25 protein-coding genes are annotated in these 19,331 nt (G+C 55.1%); 16 read left to right on the forward strand and 9 right to left on the reverse strand.

Annotated features, from left to right (window positions below; genetic code table 11):
* The first annotated feature begins 48 nt into the window (after positions 1-48).
* The 3 genes from H9L05_RS10595 (at position 49) to H9L05_RS10605 (ending at position 3,336) form a co-directional block, all read left to right on the forward strand.
* On the forward strand, positions 49-570 hold the full coding sequence (locus H9L05_RS10595; protein ID WP_187734103.1) for a PaaI family thioesterase: 522 nt from the start codon (positions 49-51) through the stop codon (positions 568-570).
* 292 nt (positions 571-862) lie between these two features.
* A complete protein-coding gene (locus H9L05_RS10600; RefSeq protein ID WP_187734104.1) occupies positions 863-1,315 on the forward strand; it encodes a BLUF domain-containing protein in 453 nt (150 codons plus the stop codon).
* Between the two features lie 164 nt (positions 1,316-1,479).
* Positions 1,480-3,336: a PAS domain-containing sensor histidine kinase gene (locus H9L05_RS10605; protein ID WP_187734105.1), complete on the forward strand. Its 1,857-nt coding sequence runs from the start codon at positions 1,480-1,482 to the stop codon at positions 3,334-3,336.
* 66 nt (positions 3,337-3,402) lie between these two features.
* Here the strand turns inward: H9L05_RS10605 and H9L05_RS10610 are convergent, their stop codons facing one another.
* From H9L05_RS10610 to H9L05_RS10620, 3 genes are all read right to left on the reverse strand, one after another.
* The gene (locus H9L05_RS10610; protein WP_223284937.1) at positions 3,403-4,635 is read right to left on the reverse strand and encodes a DNA integrity scanning protein DisA nucleotide-binding domain protein; all 1,233 of its coding nucleotides are present in this window, start codon (positions 4,633-4,635) and stop codon (positions 3,403-3,405) included.
* Positions 4,635-4,985 (reverse strand): hypothetical protein, encoded by a 351-nt coding sequence (locus H9L05_RS10615; protein ID WP_187734107.1) that lies wholly within the window; start codon positions 4,983-4,985, stop codon positions 4,635-4,637. Before H9L05_RS10615 ends, H9L05_RS10610 begins: the two co-directional genes overlap by 1 nt.
* 94 nt (positions 4,986-5,079) lie before the next feature.
* The gene (locus tag H9L05_RS10620; RefSeq protein WP_187734108.1) at positions 5,080-5,877 is read right to left on the reverse strand and encodes an energy transducer TonB; all 798 of its coding nucleotides are present in this window, start codon (positions 5,875-5,877) and stop codon (positions 5,080-5,082) included.
* Between the two features lie 246 nt (positions 5,878-6,123).
* Between H9L05_RS10620 and H9L05_RS23530 the strand changes: the two genes are divergently transcribed.
* From H9L05_RS23530 to H9L05_RS10645, 6 genes are all read left to right on the forward strand, one after another.
* Positions 6,124-6,987: a hypothetical protein gene (locus H9L05_RS23530; RefSeq protein ID WP_223284870.1), complete on the forward strand. Its 864-nt coding sequence runs from the start codon at positions 6,124-6,126 to the stop codon at positions 6,985-6,987.
* A complete protein-coding gene (locus H9L05_RS23535) occupies positions 6,915-7,964 on the forward strand; it encodes a MutS-related protein (RefSeq protein ID WP_223284871.1) in 1,050 nt (349 codons plus the stop codon). Before H9L05_RS23530 ends, H9L05_RS23535 begins: the two co-directional genes overlap by 73 nt.
* 124 nt (positions 7,965-8,088) lie before the next feature.
* Positions 8,089-9,060 (forward strand): bestrophin family protein, encoded by a 972-nt coding sequence (locus H9L05_RS10630; protein WP_187734109.1) that lies wholly within the window; start codon positions 8,089-8,091, stop codon positions 9,058-9,060.
* A 191-nt stretch (positions 9,061-9,251) separates the two neighbouring features.
* Positions 9,252-9,794, forward strand: coding sequence for a LysR family transcriptional regulator (locus tag H9L05_RS24965; protein ID WP_187734110.1), 543 nt, complete (start codon positions 9,252-9,254; stop codon positions 9,792-9,794).
* Positions 9,791-10,156, forward strand: a complete 366-nt coding sequence (locus tag H9L05_RS24970; protein ID WP_187734111.1) for a LysR substrate-binding domain-containing protein — start codon at positions 9,791-9,793, stop codon at positions 10,154-10,156. Before H9L05_RS24965 ends, H9L05_RS24970 begins: the two co-directional genes overlap by 4 nt.
* Before the next feature lie 174 nt (positions 10,157-10,330).
* Positions 10,331-11,272, forward strand: a complete 942-nt coding sequence (locus tag H9L05_RS10645) for a YeiH family protein (RefSeq protein ID WP_187734112.1) — start codon at positions 10,331-10,333, stop codon at positions 11,270-11,272.
* A 73-nt stretch (positions 11,273-11,345) separates the two neighbouring features.
* On the opposite strand, the gene H9L05_RS10650 is transcribed toward H9L05_RS10645, so the two are convergent.
* Positions 11,346-11,534, reverse strand: coding sequence for a hypothetical protein (locus H9L05_RS10650; RefSeq protein ID WP_187734113.1), 189 nt, complete (start codon positions 11,532-11,534; stop codon positions 11,346-11,348).
* 142 nt (positions 11,535-11,676) lie between these two features.
* Here H9L05_RS10650 and H9L05_RS10655 point away from each other — a divergent pair, with 142 nt between their 5' ends.
* From H9L05_RS10655 to H9L05_RS10685, 7 genes are all read left to right on the forward strand, one after another.
* Entirely contained in the window at positions 11,677-11,925 is a 249-nt protein-coding gene (locus H9L05_RS10655; RefSeq protein ID WP_133271704.1) for a hypothetical protein, read from the forward strand.
* A gap of 11 nt (positions 11,926-11,936) precedes the next feature.
* Positions 11,937-12,272: a hypothetical protein gene (locus H9L05_RS10660; RefSeq protein ID WP_187734114.1), complete on the forward strand. Its 336-nt coding sequence runs from the start codon at positions 11,937-11,939 to the stop codon at positions 12,270-12,272.
* A 41-nt stretch (positions 12,273-12,313) separates the two neighbouring features.
* The gene (locus H9L05_RS10665; RefSeq protein ID WP_187734115.1) at positions 12,314-12,664 is read left to right on the forward strand and encodes a hypothetical protein; all 351 of its coding nucleotides are present in this window, start codon (positions 12,314-12,316) and stop codon (positions 12,662-12,664) included.
* A 56-nt stretch (positions 12,665-12,720) separates the two neighbouring features.
* A complete protein-coding gene (locus H9L05_RS10670; protein WP_187734116.1) occupies positions 12,721-12,933 on the forward strand; it encodes an SHOCT domain-containing protein in 213 nt (70 codons plus the stop codon).
* A gap of 164 nt (positions 12,934-13,097) precedes the next feature.
* Positions 13,098-14,165: a hypothetical protein gene (locus H9L05_RS10675; protein ID WP_187734117.1), complete on the forward strand. Its 1,068-nt coding sequence runs from the start codon at positions 13,098-13,100 to the stop codon at positions 14,163-14,165.
* 64 nt (positions 14,166-14,229) lie between these two features.
* The gene (locus H9L05_RS10680; RefSeq protein WP_187734118.1) at positions 14,230-15,291 is read left to right on the forward strand and encodes a DUF3089 domain-containing protein; all 1,062 of its coding nucleotides are present in this window, start codon (positions 14,230-14,232) and stop codon (positions 15,289-15,291) included.
* Positions 15,292-15,301: 10 nt separating this feature from the next.
* Positions 15,302-15,643 carry a hypothetical protein gene (locus tag H9L05_RS10685; RefSeq protein WP_187734119.1) on the forward strand — a complete coding sequence of 114 codons (342 nt, stop codon included), beginning with the start codon at positions 15,302-15,304 and terminating at the stop codon, positions 15,641-15,643.
* 52 nt (positions 15,644-15,695) lie between these two features.
* Here H9L05_RS10685 and tsf read toward each other — a convergent pair whose 3' ends face one another.
* The 5 genes from tsf to H9L05_RS10710 form a co-directional block, all read right to left on the reverse strand.
* Positions 15,696-16,532, reverse strand: coding sequence for a translation elongation factor Ts (gene tsf, locus H9L05_RS10690; RefSeq protein ID WP_187734120.1), 837 nt, complete (start codon positions 16,530-16,532; stop codon positions 15,696-15,698).
* A 164-nt stretch (positions 16,533-16,696) separates the two neighbouring features.
* A complete protein-coding gene (rpsB, locus tag H9L05_RS10695; RefSeq protein ID WP_187734121.1) occupies positions 16,697-17,464 on the reverse strand; it encodes a 30S ribosomal protein S2 in 768 nt (255 codons plus the stop codon).
* A gap of 18 nt (positions 17,465-17,482) precedes the next feature.
* Complete coding sequence (gene rpsI / locus H9L05_RS10700) at positions 17,483-17,869, reverse strand: 30S ribosomal protein S9 (RefSeq protein ID WP_084446168.1); 387 nt, start codon at positions 17,867-17,869, stop codon at positions 17,483-17,485.
* Positions 17,870-17,908: 39 nt separating this feature from the next.
* Positions 17,909-18,361: a 50S ribosomal protein L13 gene (gene rplM, locus H9L05_RS10705; RefSeq protein ID WP_084446170.1), complete on the reverse strand. Its 453-nt coding sequence runs from the start codon at positions 18,359-18,361 to the stop codon at positions 17,909-17,911.
* A 256-nt stretch (positions 18,362-18,617) separates the two neighbouring features.
* Positions 18,618-19,331, reverse strand: a complete 714-nt coding sequence (locus H9L05_RS10710) for an RluA family pseudouridine synthase (protein WP_187734122.1) — start codon at positions 19,329-19,331, stop codon at positions 18,618-18,620.

Raw genomic sequence — 19,331 nt, forward strand, 5'->3', positions numbered from 1 at the left:
GATTTGGTGGATGAGTCGTCTTACTTTATGCTCTGTTAATCATTTCATATGCCGCCCACCACTCCTGACACTGCTTCAAGCCCCGCCGACACGCCCCATGCCGCCGCTTTTCGTCGTACCATCCAGAATCCGTTGAAGCTGCGCCTGTTTATGCTGCGTAGCTTACCCATGGCTTACCTGGCAGGCCTGCGCGTGCGCGATGTCACGCCGGAACAGGCTACCGTGACGGTGCCGTATAAATACCTGACGAAAAATCCCTTTCGCAGCATCTACTTTGCCTGCCTGAGCATGGCCGCCGAAATGGCCAGCGGTGTGCTCGCGCTGATGCATATCAGCAGTGGCCCGCCCGTATCGATGCTTGTAACGGGGCTGGAGGCAGAGTTTACGAAAAAAGCTGTAGGGCTCATCAGCTTCACCAGCTTCGATGGCGGCCGTATTGGTCAGGCTATTGCCGAGACTCGTGCTACTGGCGAGGGCCGAACCGTGGTATGCACCAGCACCGGCACCGATCAGGCCCGTGATATAGTGGCCATTTTTCGGATTACCTGGTCGTTTCGGGCTAAGCGCTAAAACACAAGCTGTATTTCGGTTGGGTAGTGTAAGGTTAGAATTCCGGCTCCCGGAGTTGCTGGGGGCTTTTTTGTTGGGAAAAACTGCTTATTTTTAAATCAAAGCGCCTGCGTTACAGTTTAGATTGGGCTTGTCACCAATGCCAGTGTGTTACTGAGCTCCGGCGCAATCTTCGTCTGCGAGGACCAGATAAAAAAGACTCCGTATCTTGCAAGCTCGTCAGTAGAGCTGCTTGCCACTTGGCAGATTCTGAGAGTTTTCGAATGATGTGTGGTGGCCCATGTTTTCTCCTATGAACCATATTGCTTACATGAGCCGGGCTGTTCGGCCTTTATCCGATCAGGAATTGCAGGAGCTGCTGGCGCAATGCCGCCGCGATAATGCGCGCAACAATGTCACTGGCATCCTGTTTTACAGCCACGGCAACATCGCTCAGCTGATTGAGGGCGACCCAGCTGTTACCAGGCCGCTCTTCGAAAAGATTGCTCAGGATGGGCGCCATTCAAACGTGGTTAAGCTCGCGGATAAGCCGATTGAGGCGCGTAGCTTTCCTGACTGGTCAATGGCCTTTCATCCAATTGATCCGGAAGGGTTTAGTGCCCTGACAGACTTCTTTCTGCCCCATCAGATGCCCGCTACACCTGATACGCTCAGTATTGCCGATGCCCTTCTGGTTGACTTGGTGCGCCAGGCCGTATTTGGCGCCAATACCACAGCGGCTGAGTCTGCTAGCGTAGGCAATTAACACCGCTCCTCAGTGCTAGGCAGGTAGATATTTCTTGTGAGCATGGGAGTTATAGCCAGTCAGGGTAGAAAGCAAACGCTTCAACCGAGTTGAGGCTTGCGTTTCTTCCGTTTGCTGCTGTGTTAGCGCCGCATTTTATTTTGTTGCTGTCTTGATTTATCTACATGCGTGACCAGGAGCTTCAGCGTATTCTACGGCATATGCCGGCGGGTATTGCTACCCTTTTGGGCCCGGAGTTGCGGTATGGCTTTGTAAATGAAGCAATGCAGGCCTTATTAGGCGGAAACACTCCTGAGGGCCAGCCTTTGACCGATGTATCTCTACCCGCCGACCTGCGCGAAGTCATGCAGAAGGTGTACGATTCGGGAAGTCCTTTCGTCGCTAAAGCATACGGATTGCCTCTTCTTGGAAGCAACGGCGAGGAGCCTACTCCGCGCTACTTCGATATTGCCCTCGAACCGCTACAGGATGATGAGGACCAGGTGCATGGGCTGCTGCTGTTTGCCGTCGATGTGACGGGACAGGAGGAGGCGCGGCAACGTGCTCACGAGCTGGCTCTCGAAACGCGCCGCCTGGATGCGCGCTTGCGCGTATTGACCGAAACTGCCCCCCAGATTACCTTTACCGTGGATGCGGCCGGCAACTACGAGTATGTAAGCCCGCAGTGGTACTACTTCACTGGGCAGCCGCCCACCGCCGATCTGGATGCTATTTGGCCGCTGCTTGTTCACCCTGAGGATAGATTGCGGGTGTTGTATCAGATGGAGGCCGCGCGGAAGGCTGGCATTGGGTGGAGCCACGAATACCGGCTACGGCGCCATGATGGGCAATACCGCTGGCTGCTTAGTCGGGCCGTACCCGAGCTGCACGCCCCTGACCAAGCCGCTTACTGGCACGGGGCCGTTACGGAAGTGCACGATCAGCGCGAGCTAGCCGATGCCCTACGTCGGGGCGAAGCGGAGCTACGTTTTCTGGCCGATAGTATTCCCCAGCTTATCTGGACGGCCACCGCCGAGGGATTTATCGACTATTATAATCAGCATACTGCCGAATATACCGGCTCATCAGCCGATGAGCTAGGGCCTACGGGCTGGGTGTCCTTGATTCATCCTTCTGAGCAAAGTAGTGCCGCACGCCGCTGGGTACAATGTGTAGCCTCCGGCGAAAGCTTTGACGGCCTTTTTCAGATGCGCCGCCACGATGGACAGTACCGCTGGCACATCATCCGGGCCCGGCAGCTGACCGATGCCCGGGGGCTGCGCTGGTTTGGCGCGTGCACGGATGTAGACGATCAGCACCGTCTGCGCGAAGTGCTACAACACCAATATGACGAGCTGGCGCGCACCAACCGCGACTTGGATACTTTCGTGTACACCGCCTCCCACGATCTGAAACAGCCTTTGTTTAACCTCAGGGGGCTTTTTGATGAGCTGCGCCGCACGGCGACCTTCGATGACGAAGAGCACGAAGTGCTACTGCGAATGGTCGATGGGGCTTTGGGTCAGCTGGACGTTACGCTCCACGATTTGGCCGCCACGGTGCAGGAGCAACGGCAGTTAACAGCCCCTACGGAGGCAATCGACTTGCGTAGTGTAGCCGAGGAAGTACTGTTGGGTTTGCGCGTACTCGTAGAGGATGCGGAAGCAACTGTAAATCTCGACTTTAAGGCGGCTCCTACCTTGATATACGGCCGCGCCAACTTGCGCAGCGTACTGCACAATCTGCTGAGCAACGCCCTCAAGTATGCCTGCCCCGAGCGCCCGCCGTGCATAACCATAGCGAGCGGCATGACTGAAGCGGGTAAGCCCTGGCTGAAAGTGCAGGACAATGGCCTGGGTATGGAAGTGAACAAAGATGCTAACCCAATATTTCAGCTTTTTGACCGCCAGCATCCTCACATTGGCGGAACGGGCGTGGGGCTGTATCTGATACAGCGCATTGTTACGAGCCGTGGGGGGCATTTAGAGGTGGCAAGTACCGTAGGCGAAGGCACAACTTTTACAGTCTATTGGTTTGGATAGCTGCCAAGCCAGTAGGCTAATCAGGCAATAGGAAAGTAGGTAGGCTGCAATTTGCCCCCCAGTGCTCTACTCTTCCTCCGCCAGGCTTTCCTTCGTAATCACATCTACCATTCCGTCTTCGCTTACCACAATAGCCATGCACGGATATGGGCTGCTCTCCACGTAACGAATGGCGGAGTTGTAGCGGGCGCCGCGCGTGCTGGTGCCCCTGCCTGAAGCCTTGCCATCGAGAATCACCCCGATAGAATAGCAGTAAGACTCCGGATCCACGAGCACGGCGCCATCGATAGACGTAACCAGACGGGTGATGAGCGGCGTGAGCGGAACGGGCTCGATGAGCGTGCATTGCAGCTTGAGGCGGTCAGCTTCGGCCAGCGCCTCGGTCGTGACGACGACGAGCGTTCCGTGCTTTTGCCGGCTGGCTTCCAGCACCACGTCCCAGAGGCGCTCCACTTTTTCGGGGGCGGTCAGATCAAAGGTGCGGCGCAGATCTTTGCGGAACTGGCTGCGGTTGAGACGCGCGCGCGGCAGACTGGGGTTGCCGTAGGTGGTACGCATCAGTACTTTGCCGTCGTGCTGAAATTCCCAGGCATAATGCGTTACGAAGTTGATAACGAACAAATCTTCCCGGCTTGGGTCATAATGACCGATGGGCCGGCCGAGGGCGTACACATTCTCGCCGTCTGCGAGCAGGCTTACGTCGGAAGTCGTCATTTCCAGCAGCTTGCGCACGGCCCGGTAGTCGGTGAGCGGGGTAGGGCAGGTGAGGGCAAACACTTCCTCCAGGTTAGGGTGGCGGCGTTTGGCCAGATACATCTTGCCCACGCCCTCCGCGCCCTCGTAGCGTAGGGAAGAAATGGTGTTGTAGGTGGCAAACAGCTTAGCCGTGGCCGGGCTGATGCCCAACGCTTGGGCAGGCGTATCCATGAGCAGCTTACCAGCGGCGCGCAGTAGCTCGTCGGTTTCGCGGTGGCGCAGCAGCATGCCTGAGCCGGGTTCGGGCTCCGTCAACGACTTCACGCACTCCTCATGAAAGCGCAGCACGGCCGCCAGGCCCAGCGACGACGCCAGCAAGCGGCCATCGGTGTAATAGCGGTTGGGCGTGAGGGCCGGGTGAGTGCGCAGAACTTTGCGGCTGAGGCGCAATACCGTCAGCACGTAGAAATCACCAATCTGAATGGGTATGCCCGCGAAGGATTGACGCTTTTTATCTGCTGAATCTACCTTGTCGAGAACTTCCTGCACCGCCAGCCGCAGACCAATGCTATGCTGCTTGCGCCGGATCATTTCCTCGCTCATCACCTGCTCACGGTCAAAATAAGCCCCCAGGGCTCCCGGAGCTGGAACTCCTGGCCCCGAGCCAGCACCCGGCCGAAGTGGGCGAAATCAAGGCCACAGTCGGCGGGCTCCAGGCAAACGGCGGCTAGTACATCTTCATTTTGTTGGTCGGGCTCAGCTACCGGAATGCCCATCAGGAGGACATCAGGCGCTAAATCATCATCCAGCGTATCAAAAATGCCATTAGCAATAGCCTGAGCCGCCTGCTGAAAACGGGATTGGTACGCCCATATTACCTGCGAGCCAGGTGCAGGCAAAGGCATGGTGGGTGCTACAGGAGGAGCCGAAACGAGGGGAAGCGGAGAAAGCATAGTGTAGGCGGCAAGAAAACGGAGCGGAATAAATAAATATAAGTCACTGATTTATAATAATATGAGTTATAGTTGAGTTGCCGGCGCAGAGCTTTTACAGCTGAAACACAACCGGCAACACCATCTTTTGCTTCATTGGCTGCCCTTTATAGCGGGCGGGCGTCCATTTGGGAGCCGCTTTGATCAGGCGCAACGCTTCCTCATCGAGGCCCGAGCCAAGGCGCTTAATAACCTTAGGCTCAACGAGCGAGCCATCCTTCTCTACGATAAACTCCATCATCACGCGGCCCTCTACTTTGCGCTGACGGGCCAGCGTCGGGTATTTCTGGTTTTCCTGAATCCAGGTAAAAAAAGCCTCGGTGCCACCTACGGGCCGGGCAGGCTCATCGGGTTTTACCATCGTAGCGCCCGATGGGGTGGTAGCTCCGGCAGGCGCGGCGGCAGCCGTAGCGCCCGACTCATCTGCTGGAATAGCAAAGGACACGGGTACCGTGACGCGCTGCCGAACTTTTGCCCCCCGGTGCTGCGCCGGCGTCCATTTTGGGCCGCCTTTGATGAGGCGAATAGCTTCCTGATCTAATTCCGGGTCGAGGGGCTGCGTAACGGCTACATTGGAAATAACGCCCGACTTTTCCACCACAAACGTAACGGGTGCCGTGCCCTGCACGCCGCGCTGTAAGGCTCCTGTGGGGTATTGCTGATTGTCGGCCAGATACTGCGCGTACGCTTCCACGCCGCCCACGGGCACAGCGGGCTGACCGACGGTGTCATAAATCTCGTCGGCGTTGGGCTTGGGGGCTTTCAGCTTTTGCTGGGCCTGAACACTGGAAAAGCCTGCGGCACTCATCAGCAGTAACAAGCTCAGACAGCGGAGGGGACGCAATAGGGGCATAAAGCAAAGGTTAAAAGTGGATAACATAGCCGTGTCACAACAACCACACCAGCGGCCCACTGGGTTCAGATGACGCCCGATGTGGCGTAAGCAGGCTCCTCTGATGGTCTGGTACCTGACAAAAAGTAGTATCGTTTACTAAGGCCTTAGGCATAGAATAACTTGAGTCGCCTCTAAAGCACTAGACGGATAACTCCGGAAAATGCCTTAGGCTTTGGTACTTTTAGGCTCAACTGTCGCTTGCCTGTGCCCCAACCTGCTGCCTTTCGCCCGCTTTCCGTCGCGCCCGCCGACGTATTCACTGACAATCTTGCTGCCCACGCCAAGCAGGAGCAGTACTACGGGCGGCGCCACCAGGCCGTGGCCTGGGTCCGGGTAGTCGTGTTTGGGGCGGGTGCGCTGGGGGGCTATTATTTGTTCAGTAATGGCAATAACCTGGCTGGGCTGGCGTACGTGCTGGCGCTGTACGTGGTGTTTGTGCTCGTCATGCGCTGGCACAGCCGCCTGGGGTACCACTACAATCACTATCGGCTGCTGGGCGTAATCAATCAGGAGGAGTTGGCACGGCTAGGGGGCAAATTGACTCAGTTCGATGCTGGCGCACGCTACCTGGATGCCAGCCATGCCTACGCCGCCGACCTCGATGTGTTTGGTCCGCACTCCTTGTTCCAGCTGCTCAGCCGTGCCACCTCCCGCCTGGGCCAGGATCGGCTGGCTGACTGGCTGCGGCAAGCTGCCACACCAGCCGTCGTGCGCGCCCGTCAGGCTGCCGTGGCCGAGTTGACCCCCGATGTTATCTGGCAGCAGGAGTGGCAGGCCCGCGCCCGGCACTTTCCGCGTCAGAACGACGATCCGCGCCGCTTCGCTGACTGGCTACAGCAGCCCGATTTCTTCGCCGATAAAGCCTGGCTGAAAGTGGCTTTGTTCATTCTGCCGCCGCTGGCGCTTACCAGCGCGGGGCTGTGGCTGTCGGGCTATTCGTTTGGAATCGTTGTGCCGTTTCTGCTTGTGCTGGGGGCATTAATCACTATTACCGCGTGGCCCGCGACGACTACTTCGAGCACAGCGACAGCATGTATGATGTGCTGCGCGCTTACCGCGACCAGCTAGCCTTGCTCGAAACCCAGACATTTACATCGCCCCAACTGCTAGGATTGCAGGCTGTAGTGAACGCGCCAGGCACTGTGCCCGCCTCGCAGCTTATTGGTCAGCTAGCAAGCATTGTGGCCTATTTCTCAATGCGCCAAAGTACGCTGGCGGCCTTTTTTGCCAATAATCTGCTGTTCTGGGATTTCTTCTGGATGTGGCGCCTCGAAGCTTGGAAGCGCAAGCTAGGGGGCAAATTAGCGACTATGCTCGATGTTGTGGCCGAGGTAGAAGCCTTGGTAAGTCTGGCGGCGTATCAGTTTGCCAACCCTATGTACACGGTGCCCGAGCTCAGCAGCGAAGCGCTGGAGTTTACGGCCGAAGGCCTGGGGCATCCGCTTATCTTCAGCACCGAGCGCATCACCAACGATTTTAGCACGATAGGAGCGGGGTGCACGGGTGTTGTTACGGGTTCCAATATGTCGGGTAAAACTACTTTTTTGCGCACTGTGGGCGTGAATATGGTGTTGGCCCTGGCCGGCGGGGCCGTTTGTGCCAGCCGCTTGCGCCTGAGTCCGGCCCAAGTGTATACGGCCATGCGCACCCAGGATAATCTGGCCGAAAGCACTTCCTCATTCTATGCTGAATTGAAGCGTCTGCGCCTCTTGCTGGAGCTGACGGCCGCGGGTACGCCCGTTTTTTACCTGCTCGACGAAATCCTGAAAGGCACCAACTCCCGCGACCGGCACCGTGGGGCCCGCGCGCTTATTCACCAGCTCCACCAGCGCCCCGCCAGCGGCCTCATCAGCACCCACGATCTGGAGCTGGGCGCTCTGGCCGATGAATTGCCCGGCGCCGTAACCAATTATAGCTTCAACAGCACCATCGAAGGCGACGAAATTCGGTTTGACTATCACCTCACGCCGGGCTTATGCCGTAGCTTCAACGCCAGCAAGCTGATGCAGCTCATGGGCATCGCCATTGATGTTTCGGCCGATTAATTCAGACAAATGCTACCATCAGCTATTGCGTACTGCCTGATTGTTGAGCTTTTGCGTATAGAGCAAATGGGTCCCTGCGCATCTGCGGGGTCTCGCCATTTGTAGCTTTTTATTTTGCTGAAGCGTGTACGTTCGTAATAATATTCGCTGGCGCGTCGTCTGGAAGTTCTCCTGGCGTAGCGTATGCATCTTTCTGCTGCACGCCTTTTTGGTATGCGTAGTGTATGGCCCCCTGAATATTAAGTCAATAGCTATTCCGTGGCAGCCAGTGGCCACGCTGGGTATTGCCGTTTCTTTTTACATCGGCTTTAAGAATAACGGTTCCTACGACCGTTTCTGGGAAGGCCGGCAGCTGTGGGGTGGTATCGTTAACTACAGCCGCCTGTGGGCGGTGCAGGCGCTGGAGTTTGTGACTTCCCGCGTAGATGCGCCCGACGTAGATGCCCCCGAAGCTACTGCCGAGGAGCTAACGGGTCGGCACCAGCACCTCTTGTACCGCCAGATAGCCTGGTGCAATTCCGTTCGACTGCAATTGCGCCGCCAGGTAGCCGACTATTGGGATGCCGATGTAGCTCCTTTTCTAAGCAAAGAAGAGAGTGATAATATTCGGGATTTGCAGAATCCGGCGGCGCATATTATCCGGCTTCAGGCCGCCGAGCTGCGCATTCTGCGCGAGGAGCGGGGCCTGCTCAACGACTTTCAGCACATGCGCCTTATGCAGACGCTGGAGGAGCTGTATAACCTGCAGGGTGGCTGCGAGCGAATCAAAAATACGCCCTTTCCGCGCCAGTATGCCTACTACAGCTTTGTGTTCGTGTGGCTGTTTTCCTTGATGTTGCCCTTTGGTCTGATTAGTGAGTTTGCTCGCATGGGCCCCGATCATATCTGGCTTACTATTCCGTTTTCGGTGCTCATAGCCTGGGTGTTCAACACAATTGAAGTAGTGGGTCATACCAGCGAAAACCCCTTTGAGAATCAAATGAACGATGTGCCCATGACAAGCATCTGCCGCACCATCGAGATTGACCTGCGCGAAATGCTGGGCGAAACCAAAGTGCCGAAAAAGCTGGAGCCCATAGACGACATTCTGTACTAGAAGTCTGTTGAGCGCTCTCCCGCCGGTCATGCAGAGCACAGCGAAGCATCTCGCGTGCTGACGTTGCCAAGCTAAACAACTAAACACGCGAGATGCTTCGCTCCGCTCTGCATGACCGCCTTTGAGAAGTAAAAACTAAAGCTGAAAACGCCTACACCGGTGAAATTCTGGCGCTAATCGTAGCTTGCGGCATGCCTGATTTTCGTCTGCGTGTTTTTCAAGCGGTGGCGCGTCACCTGAGCTTTACCAAGGCCGCGCAGGAGCTGTTTATCACCCAGCCCGCCGTCACAAAGCATATCCGTGAGCTGGAAACGAGCTACGGTCAGCGCCTTTTTGAGCGGCGCGGCAACCGCGTGAGCCTGACCATCGCCGGTACGCTGCTGCTCACCCACGCCGATGAAGTGGAATTATTGCACGAGCGCCTGCAAAACCAGCTCCACGCTCTGCACGATGAAGCAGCCGGCCGACTGCGTCTGGGCGCCAGTACCACGCTGGCTCAGTATGTGCTGCCACCCATTTTGCCCGGTTTTCAGGCCCAATACCCGCGCGTGGAGCTGACCTTGCTCAACGGCAACTCCGAGCAGATTGCCGAAGCGCTGCTCAGGGGGCAAATTGACTTGGGCTTTGTAGAAGGTCAGGTTAAAAACCGCGACCTCCATTATGAGCTTCTCCTCGATGATGAGCTGGTAGCCGTACGTTGCGCCGATCCTGGAAAAAAGCCCCCGAGAACATGACCCTGGCCGACGCGCTTCGGCATCCGCTGGTGTTGCGGGAGCGGGGCTCCGGTACGCTGGAAGTGCTGGAATATGCATTGCGGGCGCACAAAATCAAGCTGTCGGATCTCAACGTTGCGCTTTATCTGGATAACACGGAAGGCATTAAATCTTATCTGGAGGCGGCACCCCATTGTCTGGGTTTTGTGTCGCGGCGCGCCTTGATGAAGGAAGAAGCGGCTGGCTGGCTGGAGATTGTGCCCGTGCAGGAGTTGCGGCTCTCGCGGCGCTTCGAGGTGGTGTGGGTTCAGGGGCAGCCCTTATCTGCTCAGGCCCAGCGCTTCCTGACGTATACGCATCGCCATAGCAAGACTGGCTTATAACTAAAAGTTATTATAGATAATCATTTTTGATTATCCGGTGCGCTTGAAAAGCGTTGTTCTGGAATAGAGCTTGTAGCGCTTTACTCCATGAAAATTGCCCGGCCTTTTGCTTCTCATTCCGCCCGTATTGACTCAGCACACCATCATGCAGCGTCGTTTTTAAAGCATCCCTTCATGGTGTTAGGCTACCCCCTGACACCGCAGCAGGTTCTCTTCTGGGTCGGGCTGATCTTCTGCCTCACCCCCTGGTCCTCGCCACCAGTGGCCTTGGGTCTGGGCTTGTCGGTAACTCTGCTGATCGGCAATCCATTTGCTACGCAAACTCACAAATACACGAGTAAGCTGCTGCAATACTCGGTAGTAGGCTTAGGTTTTGGCATCGATGCCAGCACCGCTGCTCAGGCTGGGCGCCAAGGGTTTGCATTTACCGTAGCCACTATTTTGGGTACGCTGGTGCTGGGCTACGGCATGGGCCGCTGGCTGGGCATTGAGCGCAAAACGGCCCACCTGATTTCGTGTGGTACCGCTATCTGCGGTGGCAGCGCCATCGCGGCAGTTGGCCCGGTAATACAAGCCGAAAAGTCGCAGTTTTCGGTGGCCTTGGGTACCGTGTTCGTGCTCAATTCAGTGGCGCTACTGGTTTTTCCGGCCTTGGGTCATGCCTTGCAAATGACTCAATATCAGTTTGGATTGTGGTGCGCCATTGCCATTCATGATACCAGCTCCGTGGTGGGTGCTGCCAGTCACTACGGCGACCAGGCGCTGCAAGTGGCCACCACCGTGAAGCTTTCCCGCGCCCTTTGGATAATACCGGTGGCGCTTGGCACGGCCTTTTTGTTTAAAACGCCAGGTACCAAGGTTAAGCTGCCTTACTTCATTCTGGGCTTTATTGGAGCCATGCTGCTCACCACCTACGTGCCGGCGTTACGCGGAGCAGGTGCCATAGCAGCCCAGATAGCGAAAGTAGGCCTAACACTCACCTTATTCCTGATTGGAGCCGGACTGTCGATGGAGGTGGTGCGCAAAGTGGGCATACGACCTTTTGGGTTGGGCGTGCTGCTATGGCTTGTTATTTCGGCTACTTCGCTGTGGGTTATTCTGCACACCGTGGCCTAGTTTCATTTTTTAGCTAATAAAAAAGCCCCCAACACAATGCTGGGGGCTTTTTTTATGATTTGTAGGTGGTCGATTACTCTTTTGTAGGCTTCTTGCGGCCCGAGCCACTTTTCTTACCACCACCATCTTGCTTATTGACGGTGGCCCAAGCCCGGCGCTCCGCTTCATCTTCCGACAAGCCTTGCTTTTCGTAGGTTTCCTCGATGTGTTCGGCCTTACGCTTCTGCTTGTCGGTGTAAGCCGATTTATCTCCTTGTGGCATGATAAAAATGATTGACGGGGAAAAGAAGGGGGCGGCACAGCCGTATACGCTACTTGCAGACAGAGTGGTTTCACGGTAACACAAGTCGTTGTTGAGCGCGGGCTGCCTATCTTCGCCTATTCGTCAGAAAAAGCCCTTAGCCATGCGCCACGTAGCCGATATTCCGCACCCAGATGCCAAAATCACACTTTTTTCCTGGAACGGTAAATACCTGATTAAGCTGGAAAAAGGCCCTTTGGAGCAAACGTACAAGGTCAGCGAAATGGACCTGACCGGCGGCGATGCCGAAGTCCGCACCTTGCTCGACGACGAGTTTCTGCAAGCTGCCGTGCAGCGCTTTGAGCACATGCGCCAGGACCTACACGCCACCTTCGAGCGCCACGATATTTAAGCCCGCATCCTATGAAAAAAATATACATGCTATTGCTTCTGGGGGGCTTTTTGGGGCTGCTTTCTAAGCCCGCCGCCGCGCAGCTTTACGATGTGCGCGACGGCACTGTCAGTTTTGAGCGCAAAGAGCGGGAAGCCCTGAAAGTGCAGGTTGATGGCACCGCGCAATGGCTGCGCGACTATTGGCAAGCCTGGCTGAAAGACACCTACAGCATCCGGCTAAAGGGTGATGGCACCTTTGGCGTGGGCAAAAAGGACTTGCTGGTAGCCAAGCAAACACCCGTTTCCAGCGTATCAGGCAAGCTGATTGACCTTTATTCCAGCGTCGTTGCCCCGCCGATACCGTAGCCGAGCTAGCCGTGTGGGCCACACTGGGGGGCAATTCATTTATGTCAGCCACCCAAACGCCGTCGGAGTATGCGGCCATGCGCACCATGGTTCAAAGCTTTGCGGCGGCGGCCCGCATCAAAGCCTACAGAGACCAAATAACGGAGGCAGAGAAGCAAGTGAAGGAAGTAGAAAAGGAGCGGGAGAAGCTGGAAAAAAACATCCAGAACCTGCAAGCGAATACCACCAGTAATCTGGCCCGCATCGAAACGCTCCAAAAGCAAAACGTAGAAAATACGCTCAAAGCCCGTCAGGATTCGGTTAAACTGATAACCAACGCTCAGCAACTGGAGCTGCGTAAACTTCGCTTAGAACGTCGACGTGATCGTCTGACCACACTTGAACGTAAGTAGGTAGCAAATGCGTTTTGCCGTTGCTTTTGCTTCGGTTTATTTGCCGCCTTTGCCCTATGGAAAACGAGCCTTCTGCCCTTGCTACCTTACGCCAACTGAAAGAATGGCTGGATGCAGGCGCCATCACGCCCGCTGAATTTGAGGTACTCAAACGCAAGCTGCTCTTTAGCGATACAAGCGAGTCAACTGCTGCCCCCGCGACGCCACCGTCTGCACCGCCAACTCCGCCCCAGCGCCGGCTGAATCTGTTGCTACATCTGCTACGGTAGTCACATCTTCTGCGCCCCTGCCGCCACCGCCACCGTCTTGGGACTTTAAGCATGATCCGACGGTCACGATTGGCTCAGTAGAGGATCAGGTAAGGCCTCCTGAAATGGCTGTGCCACCGTCGGTCGTAGAGCCTGCACCGCGCCCAGCAGCCTCGATTCCGCCTGTGTTCACACCGCCAGTGGTGCCGCCTGTGCCACCCGTAGTGCCTCCGCGCGAGCAAAGTCAAGCGTCACCCAAAAGGCCAGCTCCGCCAATTGATACTTTTACGCGCCCCGTTGAGATGGTGAAAGTGGGTTCATCGTCTTACCGTGATGCTGATTCTCTCACGCCCACCGAGCCACAGGTTTCAGATAGCCGACGCTCTCGTCCGGCTATTCCGCCGCCGTCTGGTCGAAGCCCGCTCGCTACTGCTCTTATCATCGGAGGCATTCTGGCCTTGCTCGCCCTGATAGCTTACCTCGTGATGGATGATCGGGAGTCCGAACGCCTCACCAGCCTCTCGCGCTCCGGCGCCGATACCGTTAGTGTTGCGCCGGAAGTTGGCCCCCAGGTCGAGCAGCTGGAGCTTCCGTCCGTAACTGATGCCGATGCTGAATCAGATACCGCACGGGTAACTCCTGCCTTACCCGCCACGCCCCCCGCAGCTACCACCGATTCTGCTCGCAGCGCTCCGGCGCCCGCCGCTCAGGAACCCATAGTACCGGCTCCCACACCTTCAGCGTCAGAAGCGACGGCACCTGCTACCACTTCGGCTCCGTCTACTGCCCCAGAGGAAGGTCAAGCTGCCTCAGACCAGACACCAGTTACTTCACCAGCGTCAAGCGCGAAAGTGGGTGAGGTAGAAGCAAAGGTTCGTAGCGCGCTTAGCTCGTACTATGAAGATCTGAAAGCGCCGCCTTTCAATGCGGCACAGCATTTTGCGCCTGCCGTCGAGCGGTTTTATACTTTGCAGAATACCACGCCGGCCGCCATTAGCGCCGAGTTAGATAGGTCACACTTCCCGGAGTTTTTGGAAGGTGAAACCCAAGGCATACCCGGCAGCCTAACTATCAGCGAGCCCGTGCGTGATGGTTCGCGGGTTGTCACCTATCTGGAAAAAAGCCGGGCATTTCGCAAATCCCGACAGCAGTACCAGAATACGACTGCTCAGGTGCGCATTCGCTTTAATCGCGATTTCAAAATCGTTTATCTGCGCCAGGAGCGACTACTGGAAAACACGTTTTCGGAGTAAATTTGTGCTTGTTAACTAAGCACTTGCGGCCTGCACCCTTGTGCAGGCCTTTTCTTTGCCAGTAATGCTGCTTCCTTCCTTACTACGCCGCTTCCCCCGGCCGGCCTGGCTGTTGCTGCTGGGCGTACTTTCCTCTTGCTTGGGCGTTATCAAGCCAGTTCGGAGCTTCACAGCCTATACACCCGCCCTCGCACCCGATTATACGCAGGAAGCCAGTTGGGCTGCGCTTCCCACGCGCCGTGATTCCGCAGATGCCGTACCCAAGAACTCCGGTATGCGCGACCAGCAGGCTACAGCGGCCGCCGATGTATTTTTCATTCACCTTACCACGCTCATCCGCCCGCACGGCTGGAATGGCTCTACAGCAGATGCGGCGTTAAACACCTTCACCGATCAGTTTAGTATCCGTCGTCAGGCCTCGGTGTTTAATGCAGCCGGTCGGATATATGCGCCCCGCTACCGCCAAGCTGCTCTCTATAGCTTCTTCGATAGTGATAGTAGTGCCAATGCCAGAGCTGCCTTGGATCTGGCGTACCAGGATGTAAAAACTGCTTTCCAGTATTACCTGGACCATTATAATCAAGGCCGCCCCATCATTCTGGCGGGCCATAGCCAAGGCGCCTTTCATGCCCAGCGCCTCCTGTATGACTTCTTCGACCAAGACCCAAGGCGTCGAAGCCAATTGGTAGCCGCGTATTTAGTAGGCTTCAAAGTAAATCCTGCCGCATACCAAAATCTGCGTCCCTGCGAAGATTCCACCCAAACCAACTGCTTTATCAGCTGGAACACCGGCGAGTGGGGCTACAGCTACGAGCCCTACCGCGACGCCTTGGCCATCAATCCGCTCACCTGGACCCGCGATACCACCGCTGCTCCCGCATCTTTGAACCGAGGCAGCGTGCCGCAATCCTTCAATCGCATCGACAAGGCTGTGGCTGATGCCAAAGTGCACGACGGCGTACTCTGGGTGCATCCACCTACTACCTCTGGCTACCCCCGCTTCCTCATTCCCGGCCGCCCCGAGCTACGCCATTCTTTCCACATCGCCGATTATGGGCTGTACTACATGAATGTGCGGGAGAACGCTATAGCGCGGGTACGCGCGTGGCAGCAAGTCAACCAATAATCTAGCTCCAATGAAAAGGTATCTTACTTTACTGCTGGCAGCAATTGGTGCCTTCACCATTTTAAAGTTTTTCTACGATACTTATCGCCTGCAAAAAGATGCCACTGGGTACTTAGCTAGTTGTGAAAAAGTCAAAGTAGGAATGACTTTAGAGGAGGCAAAGAAGATAATGGGGGACTATAACTACTATGAGCGCGCTAATCGAAGTGAGATCTGGACATTTTATAACAACGAAAAAACGAAGCAGTACTTCTTGACTTATCCTGCTCCATTTGCAGCGTCAGAAGGAACTTGGATTCACTTTGATCCAGAAACTCAATTAGTAATTGGGGTTACTTGTGGAGAAAAATAAAAGCCCCCAGCAATTAGCTGGGGGGCTTTTTTAGTATAGAAGCTAAAAAAGCTTAGCCACCAATAACTACACGCTTGAAGTCAGTTACTGTCATGCCTTTCTGCTTCTTGTCGAGCAGTTGGGCGATGGTTAGTGAGTTGTCTTTCACGAATTCCTGATTAAGCAAAGTGTTGTCCTTGTAGAACTTGTTCAGCTTGCCTTGGGCAATCTTCTCCAGCATCGCTTCGGGCTTGCCTTCAGCACGCGCCTGCTCTTTGCCAATCTCGATTTCACGCTCCACGGTAGCAGAGTCAACACCTTCTTTGTCTACTGCTACGGGCTTCATCGCTACGATCTGCATCGCTACGTCGCGGCCAACTTCAGTTACATCGGCACCGGCTACATTCTTCAGGCCAACGAGTACGCCTTTCTTGTTATCGGAGTGGATGTAAGAAGCTACTTTCTCAGCAGTCAGCGTGGCGTAGGTTACGTCCAGCTTCTCACCGATTTTGCCCATCAGGTCTGTGATGTGATCTTGCAGAGTCAGGCCGTCAGCTTCTTTGGTTGCCAACAGATCTTCCTTCGTGCCAGCGTTAGTGCGCACGGCAGCGTCCAGAATCTGCTGGGTCAACTCACGGAAGTTAGCCACTTTAGCTACTGATTCCGTTTCGCAAGCCAAAGCAACCAGCTTACCAGCGGTGCCATCTTCGCTTACTTGTACTAGAACTAGGCCTTCAGAGGTAGCATTGTCAGCACGCTTGTCAGCGATTTTCTGGCCTTGCTTGCGCAGAATGTCACGTGCGGCTTCGAAATCGCCATTAGCCTCGGTCAGAGCCTTCTTGCAATCCATCATGCCCGCGCCAGTCATAGCGCGCAGCTTGTTCACGTCTTGGGCGGTAATTGCTGCCATTTCTTAAAAAGTTAGTAGCTAGCTAAAAGCTAGAAATTAGAATGTTATGTAGGGGTGTTCATACAAGAAGCTAGGAGCTAAGAGGAAGTAAACAGAATCCGGAAGCTGGTTCAACCCACCGGATTCTATCTTCTATCTCTTAACTCCTAGCTTCTTCTAAACGCTTATTCGTCGGCGGCTTGCTTTTCCTTGATGCCTTCCTCTTCGGACTGCTTCTTGTCAGCTTCTTCCTTATCAACTTTGCGCTCCGACAGGCCTTCTTCAATAGCCTTGCTCATAGCACCTACGATGAGGGAGATAGACTTTGAAGCGTCGTCGTTAGCAGGAATTGGGAAGTCAACCAGCTCGGGGTTAGAGTTAGTATCGCACATAGCGAATACTGGTATACCTAGCTTCTTGGCTTCTTTTACAGCAATGTGCTCACGCTTTACGTCGATTACGAACAGAGCAGCGGGCAGACGGCTTAGGTCGGCAACGCCACCCAATACGCGCTCCAGCTTCTCACGCTCGCGCGACATCATCAGACGCTCGCGCTTTGCCATTGCAGCATAAGCGGTGTTCTCTTTTACCATCTTGTCGATGGTGGTCATCTTCTTCAGCGACTTGCGGACCGTAGCGAAGTTGGTGAGCATGCCCCCCAACCACCGATCAGTTACGAAAGGCATTTTGAGGCGCTTAGCCTCTTCCGTTACAATTTCCTGAGCCTGCTTTTTAGTAGCAACGAACATTACCTTCCGACCGCTCTTGGCGATGTTACGGATAGCGTTGGTAGCCTGATCCAGCGAAGCGAGGGTCTTGTTCAGGTCAATAATATGGATGCCGTTCTTCTCCATGAAGATGTACGGCGCCATTTTTGGATCCCACTTGCGCGTAAGGTGACCAAAGTGGGCACCCGCGTCGAGCAGGTCTTTATATGTGGTGGACTGAGCCATGATGAATTTCCTCTGGTTTTAGCGTTTCGAGAACTGGAACGAGCGGCGGGCCTTGCGCTTACCGAACTTCTTACGCTCCACCATGCGGGGGTCGCGTGTCATGAAGCCTTCTTTCTTAAGAGCCGGCCGTGATTCGGCGTCCTCGCCTACCAGCGCTTTCGAGATGGCTAAGCGAATGGCTTCAGCTTGAGCCGAAATGCCGCCACCGCGCACATTTACTTTCACGTCGTACTGCCCGAGTTTCTCGAGCGTAGCGAAGGGCTGGTTCACGATGTTTTCCAGGAGTTCGTTGCCAAAATAGGCCTTCATTTCCCGGTCATTGATAGTGATATTCCCTTGCCCGGCCTGCATGTAAATGCGGGCCACCGAGGTTTTTCTTCTACCAGAGGTGTTGGAGATTTCCATTAAAGAAAAGTTAGAAAAAAATACGAAAGCCGTCGTGGCTTACAGTTTGTTCAAAGTGGCCTCCACGGGCTGCTGGGCAGCATGGGGGTGCTCAGCGCCTTCATACACGAACAGGCTGCGGAATTGCTCGCGGCCCAAACGGTTGTGAGGCAACATGCCGCGTACGGCGTGCTCAATCACACGAGTCGATGACTTTTCCATCACCTCACGCATGGTTTTGCGCTTTTGACCACCTGGGTAACCCGAGTGCGAGATGTAGATTTTTTCAGTCATTTTCTTGCCCGTCACACGCAGCTTGTCAGCGTTGATGACGATAACCGAGTCGCCGCAATCAGAGTTGGGCGTAAACGAGGGCTTGTGCTTGCCGCGCAGGATGTTGGCAATCTGGCTGGCAACGCGACCCAGCGGGGCCACGCTGGCGTCAACGACAACCCAGCCCTTGTTGGCGTTGGCTTTGTTGACGGATTGCGTCTTGAAGCTCAGATGATCCATTGGGAAGAAGGTAAGCGGTTGGAAATGAGAATAGAACGGACCAGGGTCCGGGAAAAACGGACACAAAGTTACCGCCTTTCGACTTAAATGCAAGGGTGACTATGATATTTGTGCCTGAGCAGCACGTACTTTCAAAGAAAATAGTGACTTGTGGGGGCAATTTGACAAGCACTACTGACGAGTGATCATTGAGTGAACGGCTTACGCGATTTGCTAACCATATCAGCACCTCGCGCATTCTAAGCGGGTATTTAGTTTACTGAAGCTGACGCATATTTTCCACTAATACCCGGAAATCCTTTGGGTATGGTGCTTCCACGGTCACTTCTTCACCATTGAGACGAGCGAATGTGAGTTTAGCTGCGTGCAAGGCAAAACGCTTGATAAATGGCTGCTCTTCTTCGCCAGCCTTCATGTTAAATTTCTTTTTCAACGAAGACAAAAAGAACTCTTCACCCCCGTACAGCGTGTCGTTTACAATGGGTGCCTGCAGGTACATCAGGTGCAAGCGAATCTGGTGCATACGGCCAGTGATGGGCACGCACTGCACCAGCGTATGCTTAGCAAACGTTTCGAGCGTGGTGAAGTAAGTTTCAGCCGCTTTGCCTTTGTAAGCTAGTCGGGCCTTGCCTTTCGTAGTTGTCTCAATGCTGCGGTCCACCAGCTTATTATCAAAGTGATGGACGCCCCAGGCCACAGCGTGATAATTCTTTTTTACCTCTCGGTTTTCAAACTGCATGGAGAGGTGACGGTAGGCCTCCGGGTTCTTGGCCAAAGCCAAGGCACCAGACGTTTCCTTGTCAAGGCGGTGGCAGGCCTGCATATCGGAGTGATACTGGCGGGCCATGCGCAGAATGTTGGGCGCACCACCCACGCGCTCATCGAGTGTAGCTAGGAAAGGAGGTTTGTTTATGACGATGTAGTCGTCGTCTTCAAACAGGATAAGGTCTTGAAAATCGGGTTGCTTCAT

The sequence above is a fragment of the Hymenobacter qilianensis genome, from assembly GCF_014489555.1.
In the GTDB taxonomy this organism is placed as follows: domain Bacteria; phylum Bacteroidota; class Bacteroidia; order Cytophagales; family Hymenobacteraceae; genus Hymenobacter; species Hymenobacter qilianensis.

Coding starts and splice junctions, on each gene's coding strand:
- H9L05_RS10595 (WP_187734103.1), top strand. CDS start 49: ATGCCGCCCACCACTCCTGACACTGCTTCAAGCCCCGCCGACACGCCC.
- H9L05_RS10600 (WP_187734104.1), top strand. CDS start 863: ATGAACCATATTGCTTACATGAGCCGGGCTGTTCGGCCTTTATCCGAT.
- H9L05_RS10605 (WP_187734105.1), top strand. CDS start 1,480: ATGCGTGACCAGGAGCTTCAGCGTATTCTACGGCATATGCCGGCGGGT.
- H9L05_RS10610 (WP_223284937.1), bottom strand. CDS start 4,635: ATGAGCGAGGAAATGATCCGGCGCAAGCAGCATAGCATTGGTCTGCGG.
- H9L05_RS10615 (WP_187734107.1), bottom strand. CDS start 4,985: ATGCTTTCTCCGCTTCCCCTCGTTTCGGCTCCTCCTGTAGCACCCACC.
- H9L05_RS10620 (WP_187734108.1), bottom strand. CDS start 5,877: ATGCCCCTATTGCGTCCCCTCCGCTGTCTGAGCTTGTTACTGCTGATG.
- H9L05_RS24965 (WP_187734110.1), top strand. CDS start 9,252: ATGCCTGATTTTCGTCTGCGTGTTTTTCAAGCGGTGGCGCGTCACCTG.
- H9L05_RS24970 (WP_187734111.1), top strand. CDS start 9,791: ATGACCCTGGCCGACGCGCTTCGGCATCCGCTGGTGTTGCGGGAGCGG.
- H9L05_RS10645 (WP_187734112.1), top strand. CDS start 10,331: ATGGTGTTAGGCTACCCCCTGACACCGCAGCAGGTTCTCTTCTGGGTC.
- H9L05_RS10650 (WP_187734113.1), bottom strand. CDS start 11,534: ATGCCACAAGGAGATAAATCGGCTTACACCGACAAGCAGAAGCGTAAG.
- H9L05_RS10655 (WP_133271704.1), top strand. CDS start 11,677: ATGCGCCACGTAGCCGATATTCCGCACCCAGATGCCAAAATCACACTT.
- H9L05_RS10660 (WP_187734114.1), top strand. CDS start 11,937: ATGAAAAAAATATACATGCTATTGCTTCTGGGGGGCTTTTTGGGGCTG.
- H9L05_RS10665 (WP_187734115.1), top strand. CDS start 12,314: ATGTCAGCCACCCAAACGCCGTCGGAGTATGCGGCCATGCGCACCATG.
- H9L05_RS10670 (WP_187734116.1), top strand. CDS start 12,721: ATGGAAAACGAGCCTTCTGCCCTTGCTACCTTACGCCAACTGAAAGAA.
- H9L05_RS10680 (WP_187734118.1), top strand. CDS start 14,230: ATGCTGCTTCCTTCCTTACTACGCCGCTTCCCCCGGCCGGCCTGGCTG.
- H9L05_RS10685 (WP_187734119.1), top strand. CDS start 15,302: ATGAAAAGGTATCTTACTTTACTGCTGGCAGCAATTGGTGCCTTCACC.
- tsf (WP_187734120.1), bottom strand. CDS start 16,532: ATGGCAGCAATTACCGCCCAAGACGTGAACAAGCTGCGCGCTATGACT.
- rpsB (WP_187734121.1), bottom strand. CDS start 17,464: ATGGCTCAGTCCACCACATATAAAGACCTGCTCGACGCGGGTGCCCAC.
- rpsI (WP_084446168.1), bottom strand. CDS start 17,869: ATGGAAATCTCCAACACCTCTGGTAGAAGAAAAACCTCGGTGGCCCGC.
- rplM (WP_084446170.1), bottom strand. CDS start 18,361: ATGGATCATCTGAGCTTCAAGACGCAATCCGTCAACAAAGCCAACGCC.
- H9L05_RS10710 (WP_187734122.1), bottom strand. CDS start 19,331: ATGAAGCAACCCGATTTTCAAGACCTTATCCTGTTTGAAGACGACGAC.